This is a genomic window from Nocardia sp. NPDC051990 (assembly GCF_040680755.1).
GTDB lineage: Bacteria > Actinomycetota > Actinomycetes > Mycobacteriales > Mycobacteriaceae > Nocardia.
In genome coordinates this window covers 435487-455180 of sequence record NZ_JBFAXH010000003.1, presented here as the reverse complement: position 1 = coordinate 455180, position 19694 = coordinate 435487, and the positions used below count along the sequence as shown (strand labels likewise).

General features: G+C 66.3%; 15 protein-coding genes. 11 read left to right on the top strand and 4 right to left on the bottom strand.

Annotated features, from left to right (window positions below):
* Positions 1–6 precede the first annotated feature (6 nt).
* On the top strand, positions 7–708 hold the full coding sequence (locus tag AB0L63_RS08470) for a DUF2334 domain-containing protein (RefSeq protein ID WP_364496543.1): 702 nt from the start codon (positions 7–9) through the stop codon (positions 706–708).
* Positions 709–823: 115 nt separating this feature from the next.
* Here the strand turns inward: AB0L63_RS08470 and AB0L63_RS08465 are convergent, their stop codons facing one another.
* Positions 824–2236 carry a glutamate decarboxylase gene (locus AB0L63_RS08465; RefSeq protein ID WP_364496540.1) on the bottom strand — a complete coding sequence of 471 codons (1413 nt, stop codon included), beginning with the start codon at positions 2234–2236 and terminating at the stop codon, positions 824–826.
* Positions 2237–2495: 259 nt separating this feature from the next.
* On the opposite strand from AB0L63_RS08465, the gene AB0L63_RS08460 reads away from it, so the two are divergent.
* A complete protein-coding gene (locus AB0L63_RS08460) occupies positions 2496–3860 on the top strand; it encodes a dipeptidase (RefSeq protein WP_364496538.1) in 1365 nt (454 codons plus the stop codon).
* 88 nt (positions 3861–3948) lie between these two features.
* Here the strand turns inward: AB0L63_RS08460 and AB0L63_RS08455 are convergent, their stop codons facing one another.
* Complete coding sequence (locus AB0L63_RS08455) at positions 3949–4593, bottom strand: MBL fold metallo-hydrolase (RefSeq protein ID WP_364496535.1); 645 nt, start codon at positions 4591–4593, stop codon at positions 3949–3951.
* Between the two features lie 95 nt (positions 4594–4688).
* Here AB0L63_RS08455 and purS point away from each other — a divergent pair, with 95 nt between their 5' ends.
* The 3 genes from purS (at position 4689) to AB0L63_RS08440 (ending at position 7308) form a co-directional block, all read left to right on the top strand.
* Positions 4689–4928: a phosphoribosylformylglycinamidine synthase subunit PurS gene (gene purS, locus AB0L63_RS08450; RefSeq protein ID WP_040686358.1), complete on the top strand. Its 240-nt coding sequence runs from the start codon at positions 4689–4691 to the stop codon at positions 4926–4928.
* Positions 4929–4995: 67 nt separating this feature from the next.
* Positions 4996–5673: a phosphoribosylformylglycinamidine synthase subunit PurQ gene (gene purQ / locus AB0L63_RS08445; protein ID WP_364496531.1), complete on the top strand. Its 678-nt coding sequence runs from the start codon at positions 4996–4998 to the stop codon at positions 5671–5673.
* 336 nt (positions 5674–6009) lie between these two features.
* Entirely contained in the window at positions 6010–7308 is a 1299-nt protein-coding gene (locus tag AB0L63_RS08440; RefSeq protein ID WP_364496529.1) for a M18 family aminopeptidase, read from the top strand.
* Between the two features lie 13 nt (positions 7309–7321).
* Here the strand turns inward: AB0L63_RS08440 and AB0L63_RS08435 are convergent, their stop codons facing one another.
* Positions 7322–8623: a glycosyltransferase 87 family protein gene (locus AB0L63_RS08435; protein ID WP_364496527.1), complete on the bottom strand. Its 1302-nt coding sequence runs from the start codon at positions 8621–8623 to the stop codon at positions 7322–7324.
* A 177-nt stretch (positions 8624–8800) separates the two neighbouring features.
* Between AB0L63_RS08435 and purL the strand changes: the two genes are divergently transcribed.
* The 5 genes from purL to AB0L63_RS08410 all read left to right on the top strand — a co-directional run bounded on the left by purL (position 8801) and on the right by AB0L63_RS08410 (position 16094).
* The gene (gene purL / locus AB0L63_RS08430; RefSeq protein ID WP_364496524.1) at positions 8801–11095 is read left to right on the top strand and encodes a phosphoribosylformylglycinamidine synthase subunit PurL; all 2295 of its coding nucleotides are present in this window, start codon (positions 8801–8803) and stop codon (positions 11093–11095) included.
* A 176-nt stretch (positions 11096–11271) separates the two neighbouring features.
* A complete protein-coding gene (locus AB0L63_RS08425; RefSeq protein ID WP_364496521.1) occupies positions 11272–12948 on the top strand; it encodes an alpha/beta-hydrolase family protein in 1677 nt (558 codons plus the stop codon).
* A gap of 183 nt (positions 12949–13131) precedes the next feature.
* Positions 13132–14883: an alpha/beta-hydrolase family protein gene (locus AB0L63_RS08420; protein ID WP_364496519.1), complete on the top strand. Its 1752-nt coding sequence runs from the start codon at positions 13132–13134 to the stop codon at positions 14881–14883.
* Positions 14880–15521, top strand: a complete 642-nt coding sequence (locus AB0L63_RS08415; protein ID WP_364496516.1) for a CPBP family intramembrane glutamic endopeptidase — start codon at positions 14880–14882, stop codon at positions 15519–15521. Before AB0L63_RS08420 ends, AB0L63_RS08415 begins: the two co-directional genes overlap by 4 nt.
* A gap of 177 nt (positions 15522–15698) precedes the next feature.
* The gene (locus AB0L63_RS08410) at positions 15699–16094 is read left to right on the top strand and encodes a sterol carrier family protein (RefSeq protein WP_364496513.1); all 396 of its coding nucleotides are present in this window, start codon (positions 15699–15701) and stop codon (positions 16092–16094) included.
* Positions 16095–16342: 248 nt separating this feature from the next.
* Here the strand turns inward: AB0L63_RS08410 and AB0L63_RS08405 are convergent, their stop codons facing one another.
* Positions 16343–17608, bottom strand: coding sequence for an ABC transporter permease (locus AB0L63_RS08405; protein WP_364496511.1), 1266 nt, complete (start codon positions 17606–17608; stop codon positions 16343–16345).
* Between the two features lie 204 nt (positions 17609–17812).
* On the opposite strand from AB0L63_RS08405, the gene purF reads away from it, so the two are divergent.
* Entirely contained in the window at positions 17813–19372 is a 1560-nt protein-coding gene (gene purF, locus AB0L63_RS08400; RefSeq protein WP_364496894.1) for an amidophosphoribosyltransferase, read from the top strand.
* Positions 19373–19694 lie beyond the last annotated feature (322 nt).

Here is a 19694-nt window from a genome sequence, read left to right as displayed (position 1 = left end):
AAGGTCATGAACGCTGAGCTGATCGTCTCGATTTCCGGAATCCGGGACACCACGCGGGACGCGGCTATCGAATTCGCGGCCGAAATGGATCGGCGCGATGTCCGACTTTCGCTGCTGGTCGCGCCCCGTTTGCAGGGAGGCTACCGGCTGCTGGAAGACCCGGCGACGCAGTCCTGGTTGCGCGGTCGGCGGGCCCGCGGCGATGCGATCGTGCTGCACGGTTACGACCAAGCGGCGACCAAGCGGCGTCGCGCCGAATTCGCCACGCTGCCCCGGCACGAGGCGCGCCTGCGGCTGACCGCGGCCGATCGGGTGCTCGAGCAGGCGGAACTGCGCACCCGGCTGTTCGCGGCCCCGCGCTGGGATGCTTCGGCGGGCGCTATCGAGGCGCTGCCCGAGGTCGGTTTCCGGCTCGCGCTCGGGCTGACCTCGATCCTCGATCTCGAGCGCAATACCGCGCAGAAGGCGCGCGTCTACGGCATCGGTGAGGGTTTCCGCGCCGAATCGTGGTGGTGCCGCGCATTGGTACTCGGTGCGGCCAAAACCGCACGTCGCGGTGGTGTGCTGCGCTTGGCCATCTCCGCCGCTCAGCTCGGCCGCTCCGGCCCTCGGCAGGCAATGCTCGACGCGGTCGATCTCGCGCTGTTCCACGACGCGGCCAGCGAAGTGTACCGCTGGGAGCCGTTCACCGCCGTCAAAGCGGCCTGATCGAATCTGCTGGAAACCGTGTAGGAGGTGCGGTCGGCGCCGCCGCACGAGGCGCCGCCGCCCGTAATGGCGTAAGCGGGCGGCGGCGCGCGGCGTAATCGATACTCCGCCAGCGCTATTCGGTGCTCGACCGGACGGGTTTGGCCTGCGCGCTCGGTACGGCTGCGGTCGCATTGTGCGTGAAGCCGCCCGCTTCCTCTCGGGTGAGTGGTTCGGTCTGTGGATGCTTCGCGAGTTGCTCCATACCGCGCGCGATATCGGCGAGCAGTAGATCGGCCATATCGATGGTGAACCCGTGCCGGACCAGCGCGCGCATGATCGTCTCGTGCTCGCGGTCGGCGGGCAGCGGATACGCGGCGATCAGCCAGCCTCTGGTTCGCAGCCGATCCGACAGTTCGTACAGATTGAATCCGACATCCTCGGTGAGTCGCCACGACACCGCCGCGATGCCCCGATGCGGATCGCCGCGGTGGACCATCTCGAACGGACCGAGTTTCAGCAGGCCATCGGCCAAATGCTGGGCGACGTGGTAGAGCTGGGACTGCAGGCGGGTGTATCCGGTGTGGCCGAGCCGGATGAATTCGTAGTACGAGGTGATCACCTGCCCGCCGGGGCGGGAGAAGTTGAGATTGAAGGTGGCCATGCTGCCGCCGAGGTAATCCACATTGAAGATCAGCTCCTCGGGCAGATCGGCGGCCTCGCGCCAGATCGCCCAGCCCGCGCCGAGTGGCGCGAGTCCGGTCTTGTGGCCGGAGGCATTGATCGACTTGACCCGCGGCAACCGGAAATCCCAGATCAGATTCGGTGCCGTGAACGGCGCGAGGAATCCGCCGCTGGCGGCGTCGACATGGATGGGGATATCCAGGCCGCTGACTTCCTGCAGCCGATCCAGTGCCCGGCTTATCCCGTCGACATCTTCGAACAGGCCGGTGTAGGTCTGCCCGAAGGTCGGCACCACCATGATGGTGTTCTCGTCGCAGTAGGCGGATACATCGTCGGGATGCATGGTCAGCCGGTCGCCGCGCAGCGGAATCCGGCGTATCTCCACATCGAAATAGCGCGCGAACTTTTCCCAACACACCTGCACCGGGCCGCAGACGAAATTCGGTGTACCGGTGCCGCCACGCTTGCGCCAACGGAATTTGGCGGCCAGACCGCCGAGCATCGCGGCCTCACTGGATCCGGTGGTGGAGGTGCCGTGCGTGGCGGCCGGAATCGGCGCATGCCACAGATCGGCGACCATCCGCACGCAGCGCCGCTCCAATTCGGCGGTCTGCGGATATTCGTCCTTGTCGACGATGTTTTTGTCCATGGATTCGTTCATCAGCCTGCGTGCCTGGTCATCTACCCAGGTGGTGCAGAAGGTCGCGAGATTCATCCGGGAGACGCCGTCGAGCATCAGCTCGTCGTGCACGATCTCGTAGGCGACCTGCGGAATCAACTCGTTTATCGGAAATCGGGCCTTCGGTGCCGACCGGCGCAGGCCCGGCAGGACGAATAGGTCGTCGGGCTCTAGTTCTTCAGTCATCGAACCGCCTCCGAATATGGATCGCGTGATAATTGCGAAGCAGCGGCAACCAGCGTCTATCAGCTTGGCACAGCGGCGGCCGGATTTTCGGTGTTCCGAGCCGGACGACACAGACCGAGCGGTCGGCTGATTTCCCGGTATGTATCGAGCGGTTCATGCCAGAGTGGGCGGGCGGCGCGCGGTCGGCCGCCGCTGTGTGCTGGATCGAATCGCCAATGTGCAGGAGGGAGCGGACCAGACGATGAACGAGGTTTCGCAGATGAACGACGACTCCCGCGTCGCGGCGCTGCGCCAGCGGGTGGCCGCGCTGATGCCGCAGGCGAAAATCGACCTCGCCCAACTGGTTTCGTTCAAATCGGTGGCCGATCCCCGACAGTTCCCGCCGGAGGAGTGCGATCGGACCGCGCAGTGGGTAGCCGACGCATTCGCCGGGGCCGGTCTGACCAAGGTGGGTCTGCACGAAACTCCCGATGGCAGTAAGGCCGTCATCGCCTCGCGTCCCGCGCCCAACGGTGCGCCGACGGTATTGCTCTACTGCCACTACGACGTGCAGCCGCCGCTCGACGACGATGCCTGGCGCACCCCGGTCTGGGAACTCACCGAGAAGGACGGCCGCTGGTACGGGCGCGGCAGCGCCGACTGCAAGGGCAATATCGTGATGCACCTGACCGCGCTGCGGGCCCTGGGCGCGGAGCTGCCGCTCGGGGTCACGCTGGTCGCGGAGGGTTCCGAGGAGCAGGGCACGGGTGGACTCGAACAATTCGTCGCGGCCAATCCTGAGTTGTTGCGCGCGGATGCGATTCTGATCGGCGACTGCGGCAATTTCGCGGTCGGCATGCCGACCTTGACCGAGACCCTGCGCGGCAATGTGAACGTTATCGTCACCATCGAAACCCTTGCCGGAGCAATGCATTCCGGCATGTTCGGCGGTCCCGCCCCCGATGCGCTCGCCGCGCTCGTTCATCTGCTCGCCTCCTTGCACGATGAACACGGCAACACCACGGTGGCCGGTCTGCCCAACGATCAGCGCTGGACCGGTGTGCAGTACTCGAGGGACCAATTCCGCGCCGATGCAGGCGTACTCGGCGGTGTCGAACTCACCGGTGACGGCACCGTCGCCGATATGCTCTGGGCGCGACCGGCTTTGACGGTGCTAGGCATCGACGCACCGAAGGTCGTCGGCTCATCGGCGGCCATCCAGCCCGCTGCCCGAGCCCGGCTCAACCTGCGCATTCCGCCGGGTACCGATGCGGGCGAGGCGCTGGAACTGCTGACCGCACACCTGCGGGCGCATACGCCGTGGCGCGCCGAACTCACCGTAGAAACCGAAGGGATCGGCGCGCCGTTCCGGTCGGCCAACGGCGGCCCCGCGCGCACCGCCATGGAGGCCGCACTCACCGCCGCTTACGGCCGCACCACGACCACCCAGGGCCAGGGCGGCTCGATCCCGCTGTGCAATGTCTTCGCGGACACCTACCCGGATGCCGAGATCATGCTGCTGGGCGTCGAAGAACCCAAATGCCTCATCCACGCGCCCAACGAGAGTGTCGACCCGACCGAAATCGAACACATGGCCCTCGCCGAGGCCCTGTTCCTCGCCACCTATGCCGAACAGGGCCGCTGAGCGGGTCGGACGCCCGATCAACCATGTATCTTGGCGGATTCTCTCGGCGTTTGCCGCCATCGATACATGGTGAGCAGCAGGTCGGGAGTTAGAGGTCGCGGTGGTCTTCAGGGGGGATGACGGTGAATTCGGTACCAGCAGGGCCCATTTCGGCGAGGCGGCCGAAGTAGATGCCCTGCGCTTCGGGTTGGATGATGCCGAAGTGGATGGGGAAGGCGGTGCGGGGGGCGACCGCGCGCAGGTAGTCGATGGCCTCGCTGATCCGCATCCACGGTGCCGAGGCCGGGATGGCGAGAACGCCGACCGGCACCGGTGGCACCCAGAGCGAGTCGCCGGGGTGCACGAGTTCGGCCGGGTCGTCCGGGGTGCCGAGTTGGAAGACGGTGTTATCGATCACCGGGATCTCCGGGTGGATCACCGCGTGCCTGCCGCCGCCTCCGGTGATCTGGAGTGCGCCGAGGGTGATCACGTTGCCCGCATGCACTGCCTCCCACGGTTCGCCGCGCTGCTGTGCGGTCTGTGGATCGCTGAACAGGCGCGCGTTCGGGTTGTTGTCGAGCAGCGCCTCGATCCGGTTCGGATCGATATGGTCGGGATGCTGATGGGTAACGGCGATGGCGTCCAGGCCGGTCAGGCCCTCGAAGCCATGCGAAAAAGTGCCTGGATCGAATAGCACCTTCTTGCCGTGCAATTCGACGAGGATGCAGGAGTGGCCGAAGTGGGCTATGCGCATGGGGCCATGCTATTTGACTCGACCCCGACCGTAGCTCGGACAACCCGGACAACTACGCTGCTCAGGTAACCCCAACACCACCTGAGGAGCAACGCGTGGCACGAGTCGTGGTCGAGGTGATGCCGAAGGCCGAGATCCTGGATCCGCAGGGTCAGGCCATCGCCGGCGCACTCCCGCGCCTGGGATTCGCCGGAGTGTCGGATGTGCGGCAGGGCAAGCGATTCGAACTCGATGTCGACGACAGTGTCAGCGACGCGGAGCTCGAACAAATCGCCGAGGCGCTGCTCGCCAACACCGTGATCGAGGACTGGAAGGTCGTGCGGGTTTCGGCATGAGCGAGCGAATCGAAAACACTGCCGCCATCGCGGGCATGGCGGAGCCGAGCGTCAGCGAGGCGCAGTCATGACCGCACGCATCGGGGTCATAACCTTTCCCGGCACGCTCGATGATGTCGACGCCGCTCGGGCAGTCAAGCTGGCGGGCGCCGAGGCGGTCAGCCTGTGGCATGCCGATGCCGATCTGAAGCAGGTCGACGCGGTGGTCGTACCCGGCGGCTTCTCCTACGGTGACTACCTGCGCGCCGGTGCCATCGCCCGATTCGCCCCGGTGATGGGTGAGGTCGTCAAGGCCGCGGGGCGGGGCCTGCCGATCCTGGGTATCTGCAACGGCTTCCAGGTGCTGTGCGAGGCGGGACTGCTGCCCGGTGCGCTGACCCGCAACGAGGGTCTGCATTTCGTCTGCCGTGACGAATGGCTGCGCGTCGAAACCGCGAATACCGCATGGACCTCGCGCTTCGAGCCCGGTGCCCAGATTCTCATCCCGGTCAAGAACGCCGAGGGTCGCTACCAGGCGTCCGAGCAGGTGCTCGACGAACTCGAGGGCGAGGGCCGGGTGGTCTTCCGCTACGCGGGTGACAATCCGAACGGCTCTCAGCGCGATATCGCGGGCATTTCCTCGGCCGATGGCCGGATCGTGGGCCTGATGCCGCATCCAGAACACGCCACCGAGCCGCTGACCGGCCCGAGCGACGACGGCCTCGGCTTGTTCCTCTCGGTGCTCGACACTCTGGTAGGTGTTTAATTTGCAGCGCCTGCGGGGCTGCGAACGTCGCTCGTAAGACTCGCTCCGTGGTGGTCACCGTGTCAGGTAAGTCACCTCGAGTGATCCGGGCGGTGATGTCGAAATCGATGCCGTCGGCCAGCGCGATATAGCCGTGCTGCTGGGCCTGGTTTCTGGGGAATCCTCGGGAACCGCCGGGTGTTTCGAGTTGAACCGCCCCTCGAGTGCCGCACGTGTTCGCGTTCTACCGAACCTGGGTCGATGATCCGCTCGAGGCGCTGAAGCAGGCGCGGGGTCAGATCGAGATCGAGCCGATCGGATCCCGGGCCCGTCAGAGGTCTGCCTAGGATCACAGGCATGCCCGTATCCACTACCGCTGCCACGGCCGCCGGGTTGTGCGCCTTCATCGACGATTCACCGTCGCCGTTCCATGTGTGCCGGACGGTCGCGCGGGAACTGGACGCCCACGGCTTCAGCCCGCTCGCGGAGTCGGCGCCGTGGCCTTCGGATGGACCGAGCCGCCATTACGTCGTGCGCGGCGGCTCTCTTGTCGCGTGGGCGACGGCCGATTCCGCGGGGGTGACGCCGTTCCGGGTGGTCGGTGCGCACACCGATAGTCCGAACCTGCGGGTGAAGCAGTATCCGGATCTGGCGACGGCGGGCTGGCAGTTGGTCGGGTTGGAGCCCTACGGCGGAGCCTGGCTGAATTCATGGCTGGACCGAGAACTCGGCATCTCAGGACGGCTCAGTGTGCGCGACGGAAATGTGGTGCGCGACCAGCTGATTCGGATCGATGAACCGATTCTGCGAGTGCCACAGTTGGCCATCCACCTTTCGGAGGACCGCCGCGGTGTCACGCTGGACCCGCAGCGGCACGTCAATGCGATCTGGGGCCTGGGTGCGCAGCCGCGCTCGTTCCTCGATTTCGTCGCAGAGTATGCCGAGGTCGATCCGCAGGCCGTGCTCGGCTGGGAGCTGATGACCCATGATCTGGCACCGAGCCGGTTGGTGGGCCGGGACCGCGATCTGGTGAGCGCGCCGCGCCTGGACAATCAGGGCACCTGCTACGCGGGACTGCACGCCTTCCTCGCGGCGATCGCCGAACCGGGTGCGGCCATTCCGGTGCTGGCGATGTTCGATCACGAGGAGGTCGGCAGTCAGTCCGATCGCGGCGCGCAGTCCGATCTGCTGCCTACGGTGCTCGAGCGCATCGTGCTCTCGCGCGGCGGCGGGCGCGCCGAATACCTGGCCGCATCAGCCGGATCCGTCTGCGCTTCGGGCGATATGGCGCATGCGACCCACCCCAACTACCCGGACCGGCACGAGCCCACCCACCGCATCGAGGTCAATGGCGGCCCGGTGCTCAAGGTCAACCAGAATCTGCGCTACGCTACGGACGCGGCGGGTGCGGGTGCCTTCGCCCTGGCCTGCGCCCAAGCCGAGGTGCCTCTGCAGCGCTATGTGCACCGCGCCGATCTGCCTTGCGGCTCGACCATCGGCCCGATGACCGCCGCCCGCACCGGCATATCCACCGTCGATGTCGGTGCCGCGCAGCTGGCTATGCATTCGGCCCGCGAAATCATGGGTGCGGAAGATGTTTCGGCCTACGCGGCCGCGCTGGCTGCCTTCCTGACCCCGGCACCGCTCGACCGGTAGGTGAGGTTGTCGATCAGGCTGCGGCGCTGGTCTTTTCGGGCACCGCGGCTTCGGCCGGACGGTAGGTGACGACGGCGACAACGAACACCGCCAGGGTGGCGAGCACGTAGCTGCTGCCGATGATCTGCTGCCACCAGGCCCAGCCGAGTTCCAGATCCTTCGAATGCGGCAGGAGCCATTGGGGGCCGACCATGAACAGCACGGTGCCGGCGGCGACGGTGCCGATGAACCAGCGATTGCGGGTGCCGCGGGCGATGACGTCGGCGGCGATCAGAATGGCCGGTGCGATCCAAACCCAGTGGTGCGACCAGGAAACCGGCGACACCAGCAGTACCGCGGCCGCATTCACCATCAGTGCGCAAACCTGCTGGCCGGCCTGGATCAGCCGGTGCATCCACACCGCGGCGAGGGCGATCGCGATGAGCGACAGCGTGATCCAGATCAGCGTGGCCAGCGAATCGGAGACACCGAGACGGAAGGCCATGCCCTTGATCGACTGATTGCCCGCGAAATACGGCGGGCCGATGCGACCGGTATCGGCCAGGGTGTGGAACCAGTATTCGACCGAATCGCTGGGGAACAGCAGGAATCCGAGTCCGACCGCGACGATCGCGGAGACGATCAGCGTGCCAGCCGCCTTCCAATCCCGACGTAGCAGGAAGTACAGCAGATATCCGGCCGGAATCAATTTCACCGAGACCGCGATGCCGATGAGCATGCCGCGCGGCCAGACCGGTTTGCGGACAAGGCAATCCATGGTGATCGCGGCCATCAGTACCAGATTGATCTGACCAAAGCCGAAGGTCTGCCGGATCGGTTCGGACATCTGTGCCACTGCGACCACGCCAATGACCAGCGCGAGCATGGTCCGCCGCTCGAGGGTCGGGCGCAGTCGCACGAGCACCAGCCACAGCGTGATGCCGAGGCTGAGCACCGAGGTGGCGGTGACCAGCACCTCGGCCAGCGGCAGCGGCATCAGCGCGAGCGGTGCGAAGAACAGGGCGGCCAGCGGAGGATAGGTGAACGGCAGGCCGATCCCCTCGACCGGAGGCATCGGTCCGTACAACTCGCCGTCGTCGAGCCAGACCCGCGCACCGTTGCGATAGACCTGGAGATCGATATAGCCGTTCCACCAGTGCACCATGAGCGAGACAATGGCCGAGACGGCGAACAGCGCCACGGCGATCAGCAGCCAGCGCACCTGCGGGTTCGACGAGGAGAATCGCGGCGAGATATCCGAGCCGGCGGCGGGCCGAGTGTGCTGCGTGGTGACGGGCTGCTCGGCCGGATCCGCAACCCCCGATCGATCGTTCACGGCCAAAGCGTAGCGGCTGCGAACTCGCGCGATGCGTGTCGACCCGAGGCATCCGCGCGCGAAAACCGACGATCCGACGGACCGGTCGATGCGATCGGCTGCCCATCCAGGGCCACGGCTAAACTTCATGGCGAATCCTCAGCTTCGCGCTCCGGCCCGAAAGGACCCTGGTACTCCGTGACTCCGCAGGTCGACACCGTCAGCGCAGCCGCAGCAACTCCCAACGCCCCGCAGCCGTACAAGGAGCTCGGTCTCAAGGACGACGAGTACGCGCGGATCAAGGAAATCCTCGGCCGTCGGCCGACCGACGCCGAACTGGCGATGTACTCGGTGATGTGGAGCGAGCACTGCTCGTACAAGTCCTCGAAGGTGCATCTGCGCTACTTCGGCGAGACCACTACCGACGAGATGAAGTCCGCGATGCTCGCCGGCATCGGTGAGAACGCGGGCGTCGTCGATATCGGCGACGGCTGGGCGGTCACCTTCAAGGTGGAAAGCCACAACCACCCCTCCTATGTGGAGCCGTATCAGGGTGCGGCCACCGGTGTCGGCGGCATCGTGCGCGACATCATGGCCATGGGCGCGCGGCCCATCGCGGTGATGGATCAGCTGCGCTTCGGTGCGGCGGACGCACCGGATACCCGGCGCGTCGTCGACGGTGTGGTGCGCGGTGTCGGCGGCTACGGCAATTCGCTCGGCCTGCCGAATGTCGGCGGCGAAACCGTCTTCGACGCCTCCTACCAAGGCAATCCGCTGGTCAACGCGCTGTGCGCGGGTGTCATGCGGGTCGAGGATCTGCATCTGGCCTTCGCCTCCGGCGCGGGCAACAAGATCATTCTGTTCGGCGCGCGCACCGGCCTCGACGGCATCGGCGGCGTTTCGGTGCTCGCCTCGGACACCTTCTCCGGTGACGAATCGGGTACCGGCCGCAAGAAGCTGCCGAGCGTGCAGGTCGGCGACCCGTTCGCCGAGAAGGTGCTCATCGAATGCTGTCTCGACCTGTACGCGGCCAAGCTGGTGGTCGGCATCCAGGACCTCGGCGGCGCCGGATTGTCCTGTGCCACATCCGAACTCGCGGCTGCGGGCGACGGCGGCATGCATATCGACCTGACCAAGGTGCCGCTGCGCGCCAAGGGGATGACCCCCGCCGAGGTACTCTCCAGCGAATCGCAGGAGCGCATGTGCGCGGTGGTCACGCCGGAGAACGTCGAGGCGTTCATGGCCGTATGCCACAAGTGGGATGTGCTGGCAACGGTCATCGGTGAGGTCACCGAGGGCGACCGGCTGGTGATCAGCTGGCACGGCGAGACCGTTGTCGATGTGCCGCCGCGCACCGTCGCACATCAGGGCCCGGTGTACGAGCGCCCGGTGCAGCGGCCGGATTTCCAGGACGCGCTCATCGCCGACACCCCGGACACGCTGCCCCGCCCGAAGACTCCAGACGAACTGCGCGCCACCGTGCTGCAGATGGTCGCCAGCCCGCAGCTGTGCAGCCGTCGGTGGATCACCGAACAGTACGACCGCTACGTCCGCGGCAATACCGTGCTCGCCGAACATGCCGACGCGGGTGTCATCCGGATCGATGAGGAGTCCGGTCGCGGCATTGCGCTGGCCACCGATGCGTCGGGCCGCTACACCAAGCTCGACCCCTACACCGGCGCGCAGCTCGCGCTGGCCGAGGCCTACCGCAATGTGGCCACCACCGGTGCGACGCCGAAGGCCGTCACCAACTGCCTCAACTTCGGTTCCCCGGAGGATCCGGGCGTCATGTGGCAGTTCCAGCAGGCGGTCCGCGGTCTGGCGGATGGCTGTGTGGCACTCGGCATTCCGGTCACCGGCGGCAATGTCAGCTTCTACAACCAGACCGGTCAGGACGCCATTCTGCCGACTCCGGTGGTCGGCGTGCTCGGTGTCATCGACGATGTGCACCGACGCATCCCGACCGGACTCGGCCTGGAGCCGGGCGAGACGCTGATCCTGCTCGGCGAGACCGCCGACGAATTCGGCGGCTCGATCTGGTCGCAGGTCGCGCACGACCATCTCGGCGGCGTGCCGCCCAAGGTCGACTTCGCCCGCGAGCAACTGCTCGCCGAGGTGCTGACCGCGGGTTCGCGCGACGGCATGATCAGTGCGGCGCACGACCTTTCCGAGGGCGGTCTGATCCAGACCGTGGTCGAGGCCGCGCTGGCCGGGGAAACCGGTTGCCGCATTCTGCTGCCCGAGGGTTCGGATCCATTCGTGCAGCTGTTCGCCGAATCGGCGGGCCGGGTGCTCGTCGCGGTGCCGCGCTCGGAGGAGGCCCGCTTCACCAAGATGTGCACCGCACGCGACTTGCCCTGGGTGCGCATCGGTGTAGTCGATCAGGGGTCGGATTCGGTCGAGCTGCAGGGCCAGTTCTCGATCACGCTGGAAGACCTGCGTGCGGCGCACGAGGGCACGCTGCCGAAGCTGTTCGGAGCCAGCACCATTTGAGCCCGCCGGAGGCTGGTGCAGTCCCGGTAGCCCTACACGGGGCTCGATTTGCGGCGTTCGCTGTCGCCTCCGCGGTCACGCTCCGCTCCCGCCTCCGGGGCCTGAGTTCGCGCCGCGGGGGCGTCGGCAAGGTAGTCGGCGCCATCGAGCGTTTCTTCCATCCGAATTATGTCGGCGTGATCGTGGCCACGGTATTCTTCGGCTGGTCGCTGACACCCTCACTGCTGCCGCGGGATTGGCTGTTCGAGGGACTGATCAGCGGGATCAACGCGGCCATCGGTTACGGCGTCGGCTGCCTGATCGAATGGGCGTATCGCAAGTGGTTGCGCAAGCCGTTGCGCCGCAAGGTCGCTCAGTTGCCGCCCCGGGTCACGCGGGTGTGGGCGAAACGGCCGAAGTGGCTCTCCGGTGCGGTCAAGACCACGGTTGTGCTGGCCTGTCTAGGTGTCGCCGTTTTCCTGCTGGTCGAATCGGCCAGCTGGCAGCGCGAAATCACCGCGCTCATGGGTATGGAACCCACGACGACCTCCGGATTCCTGCGCACCGGCGCACTGAGCGCACTGGTCGGCGCGATTGTCATCGCGGTATTCCGGTTACTGCGGCGGCTCGTTCGTTCGATCGCATTCGAGCTGATCAGGCGCGCGCACTTTCCGCTTCAGCTGGCGGTTCCGACCGGTGTGCTCGTGGTGGTGGTCGCGGCGGTGCTGCTGTTCAACGGCGTGCTCACCAAGGTCTTTTTCGATGTGGCGAATTCGGCGTTCAGTGTGCGCAACAGCCACACCTCACCGAATGCCGTGCAGCCGCAGCTGCCGGAGCGCTCCGGCAGTCCGAACTCGTTGGCGGCCTGGGACACCCTCGGTTCCGAGGGCCGCTGGTTCGTCTCCTTCGCGCCGACCGCGGCCGATATCAGCCAGGTCACCGGGAAGCCCGCGCGCGAACCGATTCGGGTCTACGCCGGATTGGAATCCGCTGACGGGCCCGAGGCACAGGCCGAATTGGTTGCGGCGGAGCTGGAGCGTACCGGCGCATTCGAGCGCAAGGTGCTGGTGGTTGTGACGACGACGGGCACCGGCTGGGTCGATTCGTCCAGCGCCGAATCCATCGAGCTGATGTACGACGGCGATACCGCGATCGCCGCGACCCAGTACTCCTATCTGCCGAGTGTGTTGTCGTTCCTGTCCGATAAGGACAAGGCCACCCGGATGGGAAAGCTGGTCTTCGACAAGGTCTATCAGCATTGGTCGGCGCGGCCGGCGGGGGCGCGGCCGAAGCTGCTCGTCTACGGCGAGAGCCTTGGCTCCCAAGGGGCCGAAGGTGCATTCAACGGCCTGGCCGACCTTCGATCGAAGACCGATGGCGTGCTGTGGGTCGGACCACCCAATTCAAACCGGCTGTGGAGTGAATTTACGGCCCGTCGCGATCCGGGCACGCCGGAGATCTTGCCCATCTATGCCGACGGACTGGTGGTGCGCTTCGGCGACAGCCGCGCCGACCTGTGGAAGTCTGGGGACAACTGGCTGGAGCCGCGCATCGCCTATCTGCAGCACGCCTCCGATCCGGTGGTCTGGTGGTCGCCGGATCTGCTGTTCAGCGAACCGGATTGGCTGCGCGAACCGCGCGGTCCCGATGTGTCCTCGCGCATGGCGTGGTATCCGATCGTCACGTTCTGGCAGGTCGCCGCGGATCTGCCGAATGCGCAGAGCGTCAGCGATGGTCACGGGCACAACTACGGCAATTTGGTGCTGGATGCGTGGGCCGCGATCGCGCAGCCGCCGGATTGGTCGGCCGATCTGGCGGATCGGATCCGGAACTATCTGGTGATCTCCTCGGCCCGCGAGCGTCAGCTGAAATAATGCCCGCGCCTTGTCCGAGCGGCAGCTGATCTCGCCGATTCGTGTTGACCCGGTTGGGTAGTTCCGCGCCGCATGGTCGTGGACCCGCATACTGGTCGGGTGAAGATCGTTACGGACCCGTTGGCGTCGCCGCCCGTGCCCGATCCCGCCGACGACCCGGCCATCGCGCCGTCCCGCTGACCGATGCTCGAAACCGCGACCACCCTGATGAAGCTGCGTGCGCGCGGCGTCGTTGTGGTGCGGCGCGTCGAGGACATTGTCGATCTGAACTATGTCGGGCTGGTTTTCGCGACGATATTCTTCGCACTCTCGGTGACACCATCGCTGGTACCGCGCGACTGGCTGTTCCAGGGCCTGATCAGCGGTATCAATGCCGCGCTCGGCTACGGCCTCGGCTGCCTGCTGGAGTGGCTGTTCCGGCTCTGGATCCGGCCACGGCTGGCCGAGCTGCTGCGCGATCGGATCGCGCCGCCGCCGACCTGGGTGCGCTATGCGGTGAAATCGGCGATCCTGTTCACTGCCGCCGTCACCGCGGCCTTCATGCTGGTGCAATCGGCCCGCTGGCAGCGCGAGATCACCGCGCTGATGGGCATGGAGGGCACCACCACCCCCGCGTATCTGCGCACGGGCTTGCTCAGTATCGCCGTCGGAACCGGGGTGGTCGCGGCGTATCGGACACTGCGCGAGATCATTCGGTTCCTGGCCCGCCAGCTCAACCGCTGGGTCCGGGTGCCGCGCGAGCTGGCGCCGTCGGCCGGATTTCTGGTCCTGGTGGTGTTGACCGTCACGCTGTTCAATGGCGTCGCCTCGCGCGCGTTCTTCGCAGTGGCCAACTCCGCGTTCAGTGTGCAGAACGATCACACTTCGCCGAATGCGATTCAGCCGCTGCAATCCGAGCGCTCGGGCAGTCCGGCCTCGCTGGCGAAATGGGATTCGCTCGGGTTCGAGGGCCGCTGGTTCGTTTCGCACGGTCCCTCGGCGGCCCGGATCACCTCGATCACTGGTAACCCCGCGCGCGAGCCGATCCGGGCGTACGTGGGTCTGGAGTCGCCGCCGAGCGGTGTATCGCGGGCTGAACTCGCGGTCTCCGAACTGGAGCGCACGGGTGCCTTCGACCGGAAGGTGCTGGTGGTGGTCACCACGACTGGTACCGGATGGGTGAATTCCATGGCGGCCAGTGCCATCGAGTACATGTACGGCGGCGATACCGCCATCGTGGCCTCGCAGTATTCCTATCTGCCCAGCGTGCTGTCCTTCCTGGCGGACCGCGGCAAGGCATCGGATGCGGGCAAGCAGCTGTTCGACGCGGTGTACCAGCATTGGTCGGCGCGGCCGGCGGGGGCGCGGCCGAAGTTGTTCGTCTACGGCGAGAGTCTGGGCTCGCAGGGCTCGGAGGCGGCCTTCGACGGGCTCGCGGATCTGCGCTCGAAGGTCGACGGCGCGCTGTGGGTCGGGCCGCCGAATTCGAATCGACTGTGGGAGCAATTCGTTTCGCGCCGCGATCCCGGATCACGCGAGGTACAACCGGTGTACGCCGACGGTTTGGTGGTCCGGTTCGCCTCCGACAGTGCCGATCTCGCGCGCCCGACGTCCGAATGGCGTGGCCCGCGCATCGCCTATCTCCAGCACGCTTCCGACCCGATTGTCTGGTGGTCCCCGGATCTGATCTTCTCCCAACCGGATTGGCTGTCCGAACCACGCGGCTCCGATGTGTCCTCGCAGATGCGCTGGTGGCCGTTCGTCACCTTCTGGCAGGTGACCTGTGACCTGTCCAATGCGCAGGGTGTCGCCGACGGGCACGGGCATCGGTACGGCAGTCTGGTACTGGACGGCTGGATCGCCGTCGCGGCACCGCCGGATTGGACCGTGGAACAGTCCGACAAGATCCGGGCCCAGCTCGAAGCCGCCGAGGACTACGAGCGCGAGATCAAATGACATTTTTCGGCCCGGTCGCGAAAATCACTGTTGCCGTTGGTATTCCATTGGCATGGAGCAATTGGGTGTTGCCGCACTTGCGGCTGGATCTGCGCGGCCGCACCGTTGCCAACGCCGGATTCGCGACCTGCTACGCACTGGTATTTCGTGGCCGACCGAACTGGCTGTCCGCGCGGGGGCTCGGTTACGGCCTCGCCTCGGCGGGCGTGGTCGTCGCCGGTTATGGTGCGGCCGTTGCCATTCCGGCGCTACGTGATCGCCTCGGCGGCTTCGCCGATCGTGCTCCTGATGTCCCGCTCGACGAGTGGGTCGCGGTACATATCCCGATCGGCACCGTCTACAGCGAGGAACTCGTCTTCCGCGCGACACTCAACCCGTTGCTGGACAACGTGTTCGGACCACACGGCGGTGTGTTGCTCGGAGCGGCCACCTTCGGCCTCTGGCATATCCATCCCGCCCGCGCGGCGGGCGACAGCGTTCCCGCAACGATTGCCGCGACCGCAGCCGGTGGCCTCGTGTTCGACTTGCTGCGCCGCCGCACGGACAGCGCCACCGCCCCCGCGCTGCTGCACTTCGCCCTGAACGCCGGTGGTGCACTCACGCCGCACCTCGCCGCGGCTCGTTCGCCGAGCGGCTGACCGGCTCCCGCCGAGCACGCTGCCGCCGAACCGCTCCGGCTCCAGCCGCTTTCACGCAGCTGGTCGATAGGCGAGCGGCGGACTGCCCTGCCCCGCGGCACACCGATTCGCTGCCGACTGAATGTGCGACAGCCCGCCGCATCGGCGCTGTCGGAGCCCGGCAGTAGTCTCGGCATCGTGGCGGGACGAGCAAAGGTGGATCCAGCGGAACTACGAGCGGCGGTCGCGGCAGTCAGTGCCTGGCTGCGCGACGATTCGATGCCCGCACCCGCCCGGCCCGAACTCGCCGCCGCGGTCCGCACCACCGCCCGCACCCTCGCCGCCGCCGCACCCGGCCACTCCGTCGAGGTCCGCGTCCCACCGTTCGTGGCGGTCCAGTGCATCGAGGGCCCACGGCACACCAGGGGGACGCCGCCGAATGTCGTCGAAACCGACCCGCATACCTGGCTCCTACTCGCCACCGGCCTCCTCGACTTCGACGCAGCGGTGGCGAATGGCATCGTGTCCGCCTCCGGCAGCCGAGCCGCCGAAGTCGCCCTTTGGCTTCCCATCGCCCGCGCGACCACCGAATAACGATCGTGATCGGGTAGCCGCGAGAACCATAGCGCCCGTGCTGCCGTGGTGAGCACCAGATCTTCGGCGTCACGACGACGCACCAGCAGTGCCTGGGCCGGCGAGCGGTGCAGCCGCTCGACCGTCGCCTTCCCCTGCAACTGCAGTTCCGAGAACGTCACCTCATCCACACGCATACATTAAAGGCACTTCAAAAGTGTGGGTCTGTCGATCGTGATTGCATGCCGCGAATCGAGTCGCGGCCCGCCTCAGCTGCGGGATAGATCGCGCCGATGCAGGCCCTTGTAGTCGTAGTACCGGGTGATAACGGTGCCGAGCATCAGTCCGATCGTGAGCCCGAGCACCGACATCCACACCCCGCGCGCCAACCCCGCCTGGTAGTTCGCGTTGAAGTAGAGAATGGCGCGCACACCGACGAACACCTGGTGCATCGGCTCGAATTGCGCCAGCCAGCCCAGATACTTCGGCGTCGCCTCGATCGGCACGGTGCCCCCTGAGGAGGGCAGCCCGAGAATGATGAACAGGATCAGATTGATCAGCAGCCCTGCCGAACCGAGCGCCGCGAGCACGGACAGTCCGGTGATTCCGACCGCCATGATGGCCAGTGCACTGAAGAGGAACAGCGTGAGCGGATGATCGATCGGCATATCGAGCAGCCTCGCCACAGCGAGGAATACGCCCGCGACGATATTCGCGGTGATCACCATGACACCCCATTTGATCAGCAGCGTATTGAACCGTGAGATCGGAGTGGCCGGGAAATGCACGTACCACGGCCCGTATTCGGTGGGCACGAAACCGAGCGCGGCATCGATCATGGTGTGGATGGTCATCGAGCCGACCAGTCCGGCGAGCAGGAGCAGCAGCGCGTAGAAGAACGCCGTCAAGCCCTGTCCGGTGCCGGATGGCAGCGGACGGAACTGCGAGGTGACGATGTGCACCGGATCCGCGAGCGCCACCCGCGTCGCACCCGTCAACTCGGGTGCGGCCCCGCCGCCCGGCGGCGTCAACTGCGCGTGCACCTGATCGGTCAGCTGCTTACCGACCTGCTCGTTCACCTGAGTCAGCGCCCGGGTGCCGATGGTCGTGACGATCTCGGTGACGAACGCGCCACTGCGGGGATTCGTCTGCAGTGTCAGCGTCGGGCGCTGGATTTCACCCGGCACCACACTGCCGACCCCGAGAATGCCGAGGCGTTTACTGAAATCGCTGGGGATGAGGATCGTGCCGTAGACCGCGCCGGACTGCATCTTCAGTTGGGCCTCGTTGATGCCGAGCACCTGCAGATCGACCTTGTCCGCCGGAATGCCCTGCCGCAGCGCATCGGTGATCTGTGTGCCGAAATTCACTTGGTGCCCGCCGACCGTATCGCCCACGTCCTGGTTCACCACCGCGATCGGGAAGTCGTGCAGGTTCTTTTCCGGATCGACGACGTAATCCAGATACATCGTGCCGAGCAGCGCCATGAACAACGTCAGTACCGCGATCGGGGCCAACCACGTGCGCGTGGTCAACCGTGTAACCGACCCGCGGGTGCTCGCACTGTCCGAAGTCGTCACGGCTGGCACGGTAACACCAGGCGGTGCGGAAAAACGGCAGCGTCGCTCGGCGATTGCTCTGCCGACCCGGTGGCGGTGATCACGGCGGATGATCCACCCGTAGAATGGCCTTTGCCCCCAGCCCGCCCGAACAGGGAGCAAACGGTGACCAACGCCGAGATGCCGGTCGAAACTACCCCCGATCAAGTCGAGAACGAACCACGCGAAGAATGTGGTGTGTTCGGAGTCTGGGCGCCGAGCGAGGACGTGGCCAAGCTCACGTACTACGGCTTGTACGCGCTGCAACACCGTGGCCAGGAAGCCGCGGGTATCGCCGTCTCCGACGGCTCACAAATTCTGGTCTTCAAGGATCTGGGCCTGGTCAGCCAGGTATTCGACGAGCAGACACTGGCCGCGATGCCGGGTCATATCGCCGTCGGTCACTGTCGCTATTCCACCACCGGCTCCACCACCTGGGAGAATGCGCAGCCGATCTTCCGCACCACGACGGTCGGTTCCGGACTCGCGTTGGGCCACAATGGAAATCTGGTCAATACCGCCGAGTTGAGCGCGCGCGCACGCGAACTCGGGTTGATCGGTACGCCGCCGATCGCTGGCGGTCGCCCCGCGCCGATCACCGCCACCTCCGACTCCGATGTGATGACCGCGCTGCTCGCGCACGCCGCCGCGGATTCGAGCATCGAGCAGGCCGCCATGAAGCTGCTGCCGACGCTGAAGGGCGCGTTCTGCCTGACCTTCATGGACGAGCACACCCTCTACGCCGCACGGGATCCACACGGCGTTCGTCCGCTCTGCCTCGGCCGGCTCGAGCGTGGCTGGGTTGTAGCCAGTGAGACCGCCGCGCTGGATATCGTCGGCGCCGCCTTCGTCCGGGAGATCGAGCCGGGCGAACTGCTGGCGATCGATGCCGACGGTGTGCGGTCCATGCGCTTCGCCAATCCCGAACCCAAGGGCTGCGTCTTCGAATACGTGTACCTGGCCCGGCCCGACAGCACCATCGCCGGTCGCTCGGTGCACGCCACCCGGGTGGAGATCGGCCGTCGCCTGGCCAAGGAACATCCGGTCGATGCCGATCTGGTGATCCCGGTGCCGGAGTCCGGTACGCCCGCCGCGGTCGGTTACGCGCAGGGCTCGGGCGTGCCATACGGGCAGGGCCTGATGAAGAACGCCTATGTCGGGCGTACCTTCATCCAGCCGAGTCAGACCATCCGCCAGCTCGGCATCCGGCTCAAGCTCAATCCGCTGCGCGAGGTGATCCGCGGTAAGCGGCTCATCGTGGTGGACGACTCCATCGTGCGCGGCAATACCCAGCGCGCGTTGATCCGAATGCTCCGCGAGGCGGGTGCGGTGCAGATCCATGTGCGGATCGCCTCGCCGCCGGTGAAGTGGCCGTGCTTCTACGGCATCGACTTCGCCTCGCGCGCGGAGCTGATCGCCAATGGGGCGGGTGCCGATGACAGCTACGACGACATGGTGGAGGCGGTGCGCCGCTCGATCGGCGCGGACACGCTCGGCTACATCTCCACCGAGGGCATGATCGCCGCCACCGAGCAGCCGCGCTCGCGGCTGTGTAGCGCCTGCTTCGACGGCGACTACCCGATCCCGCTGCCCACCGAGGCGGCCATCGGCAAGAACCTGCTCGAGGGCATGCTCACCGGCCAGTCCGAGGCGATGCTGTTGAGCGAGAACGCGAATGCGAGTGCGTTGAGCCGGCCCTGACGGCATCCGACCGATACGAACCCCTCGGCGACAAGACCGCCGGGGGGTTCGATCTTGTTCGGGACACGTTTCTCGAGCCCATCTGTCTGCCACTGTGCCGTGGCCTCCTCGAGACGCGACAACGTCGCTTTCGGGGCGAACCTGGTCATTCGTCCGGTGATCCGGTGTTTCAGCGCACTTTTCGCAACCTCCGCATCACGCCCGTGATTTTTTCTTTGAAAACGCAACATCCCAGAAATGGATCCTGGGTACGGTGCCCGACATATCGGAAGTTCACCGTGCCCACCGCGGTCCTGTGACCCAGCACATGCGGTGTGGCGCG

Coding starts and splice junctions, on each gene's coding strand:
- AB0L63_RS08470 (WP_364496543.1), top strand. CDS start 7: ATGAACGCTGAGCTGATCGTCTCGATTTCCGGAATCCGGGACACCACG.
- AB0L63_RS08465 (WP_364496540.1), bottom strand. CDS start 2,236: ATGACTGAAGAACTAGAGCCCGACGACCTATTCGTCCTGCCGGGCCTG.
- AB0L63_RS08460 (WP_364496538.1), top strand. CDS start 2,496: ATGAACGACGACTCCCGCGTCGCGGCGCTGCGCCAGCGGGTGGCCGCG.
- AB0L63_RS08455 (WP_364496535.1), bottom strand. CDS start 4,593: ATGCGCATAGCCCACTTCGGCCACTCCTGCATCCTCGTCGAATTGCAC.
- purQ (WP_364496531.1), top strand. CDS start 4,996: ATGACCGCACGCATCGGGGTCATAACCTTTCCCGGCACGCTCGATGAT.
- AB0L63_RS08440 (WP_364496529.1), top strand. CDS start 6,010: ATGCCCGTATCCACTACCGCTGCCACGGCCGCCGGGTTGTGCGCCTTC.
- AB0L63_RS08420 (WP_364496519.1), top strand. CDS start 13,132: ATGCTCGAAACCGCGACCACCCTGATGAAGCTGCGTGCGCGCGGCGTC.
- AB0L63_RS08415 (WP_364496516.1), top strand. CDS start 14,880: ATGACATTTTTCGGCCCGGTCGCGAAAATCACTGTTGCCGTTGGTATT.
- purF (WP_364496894.1), top strand. CDS start 17,813: ATGCCGGTCGAAACTACCCCCGATCAAGTCGAGAACGAACCACGCGAA.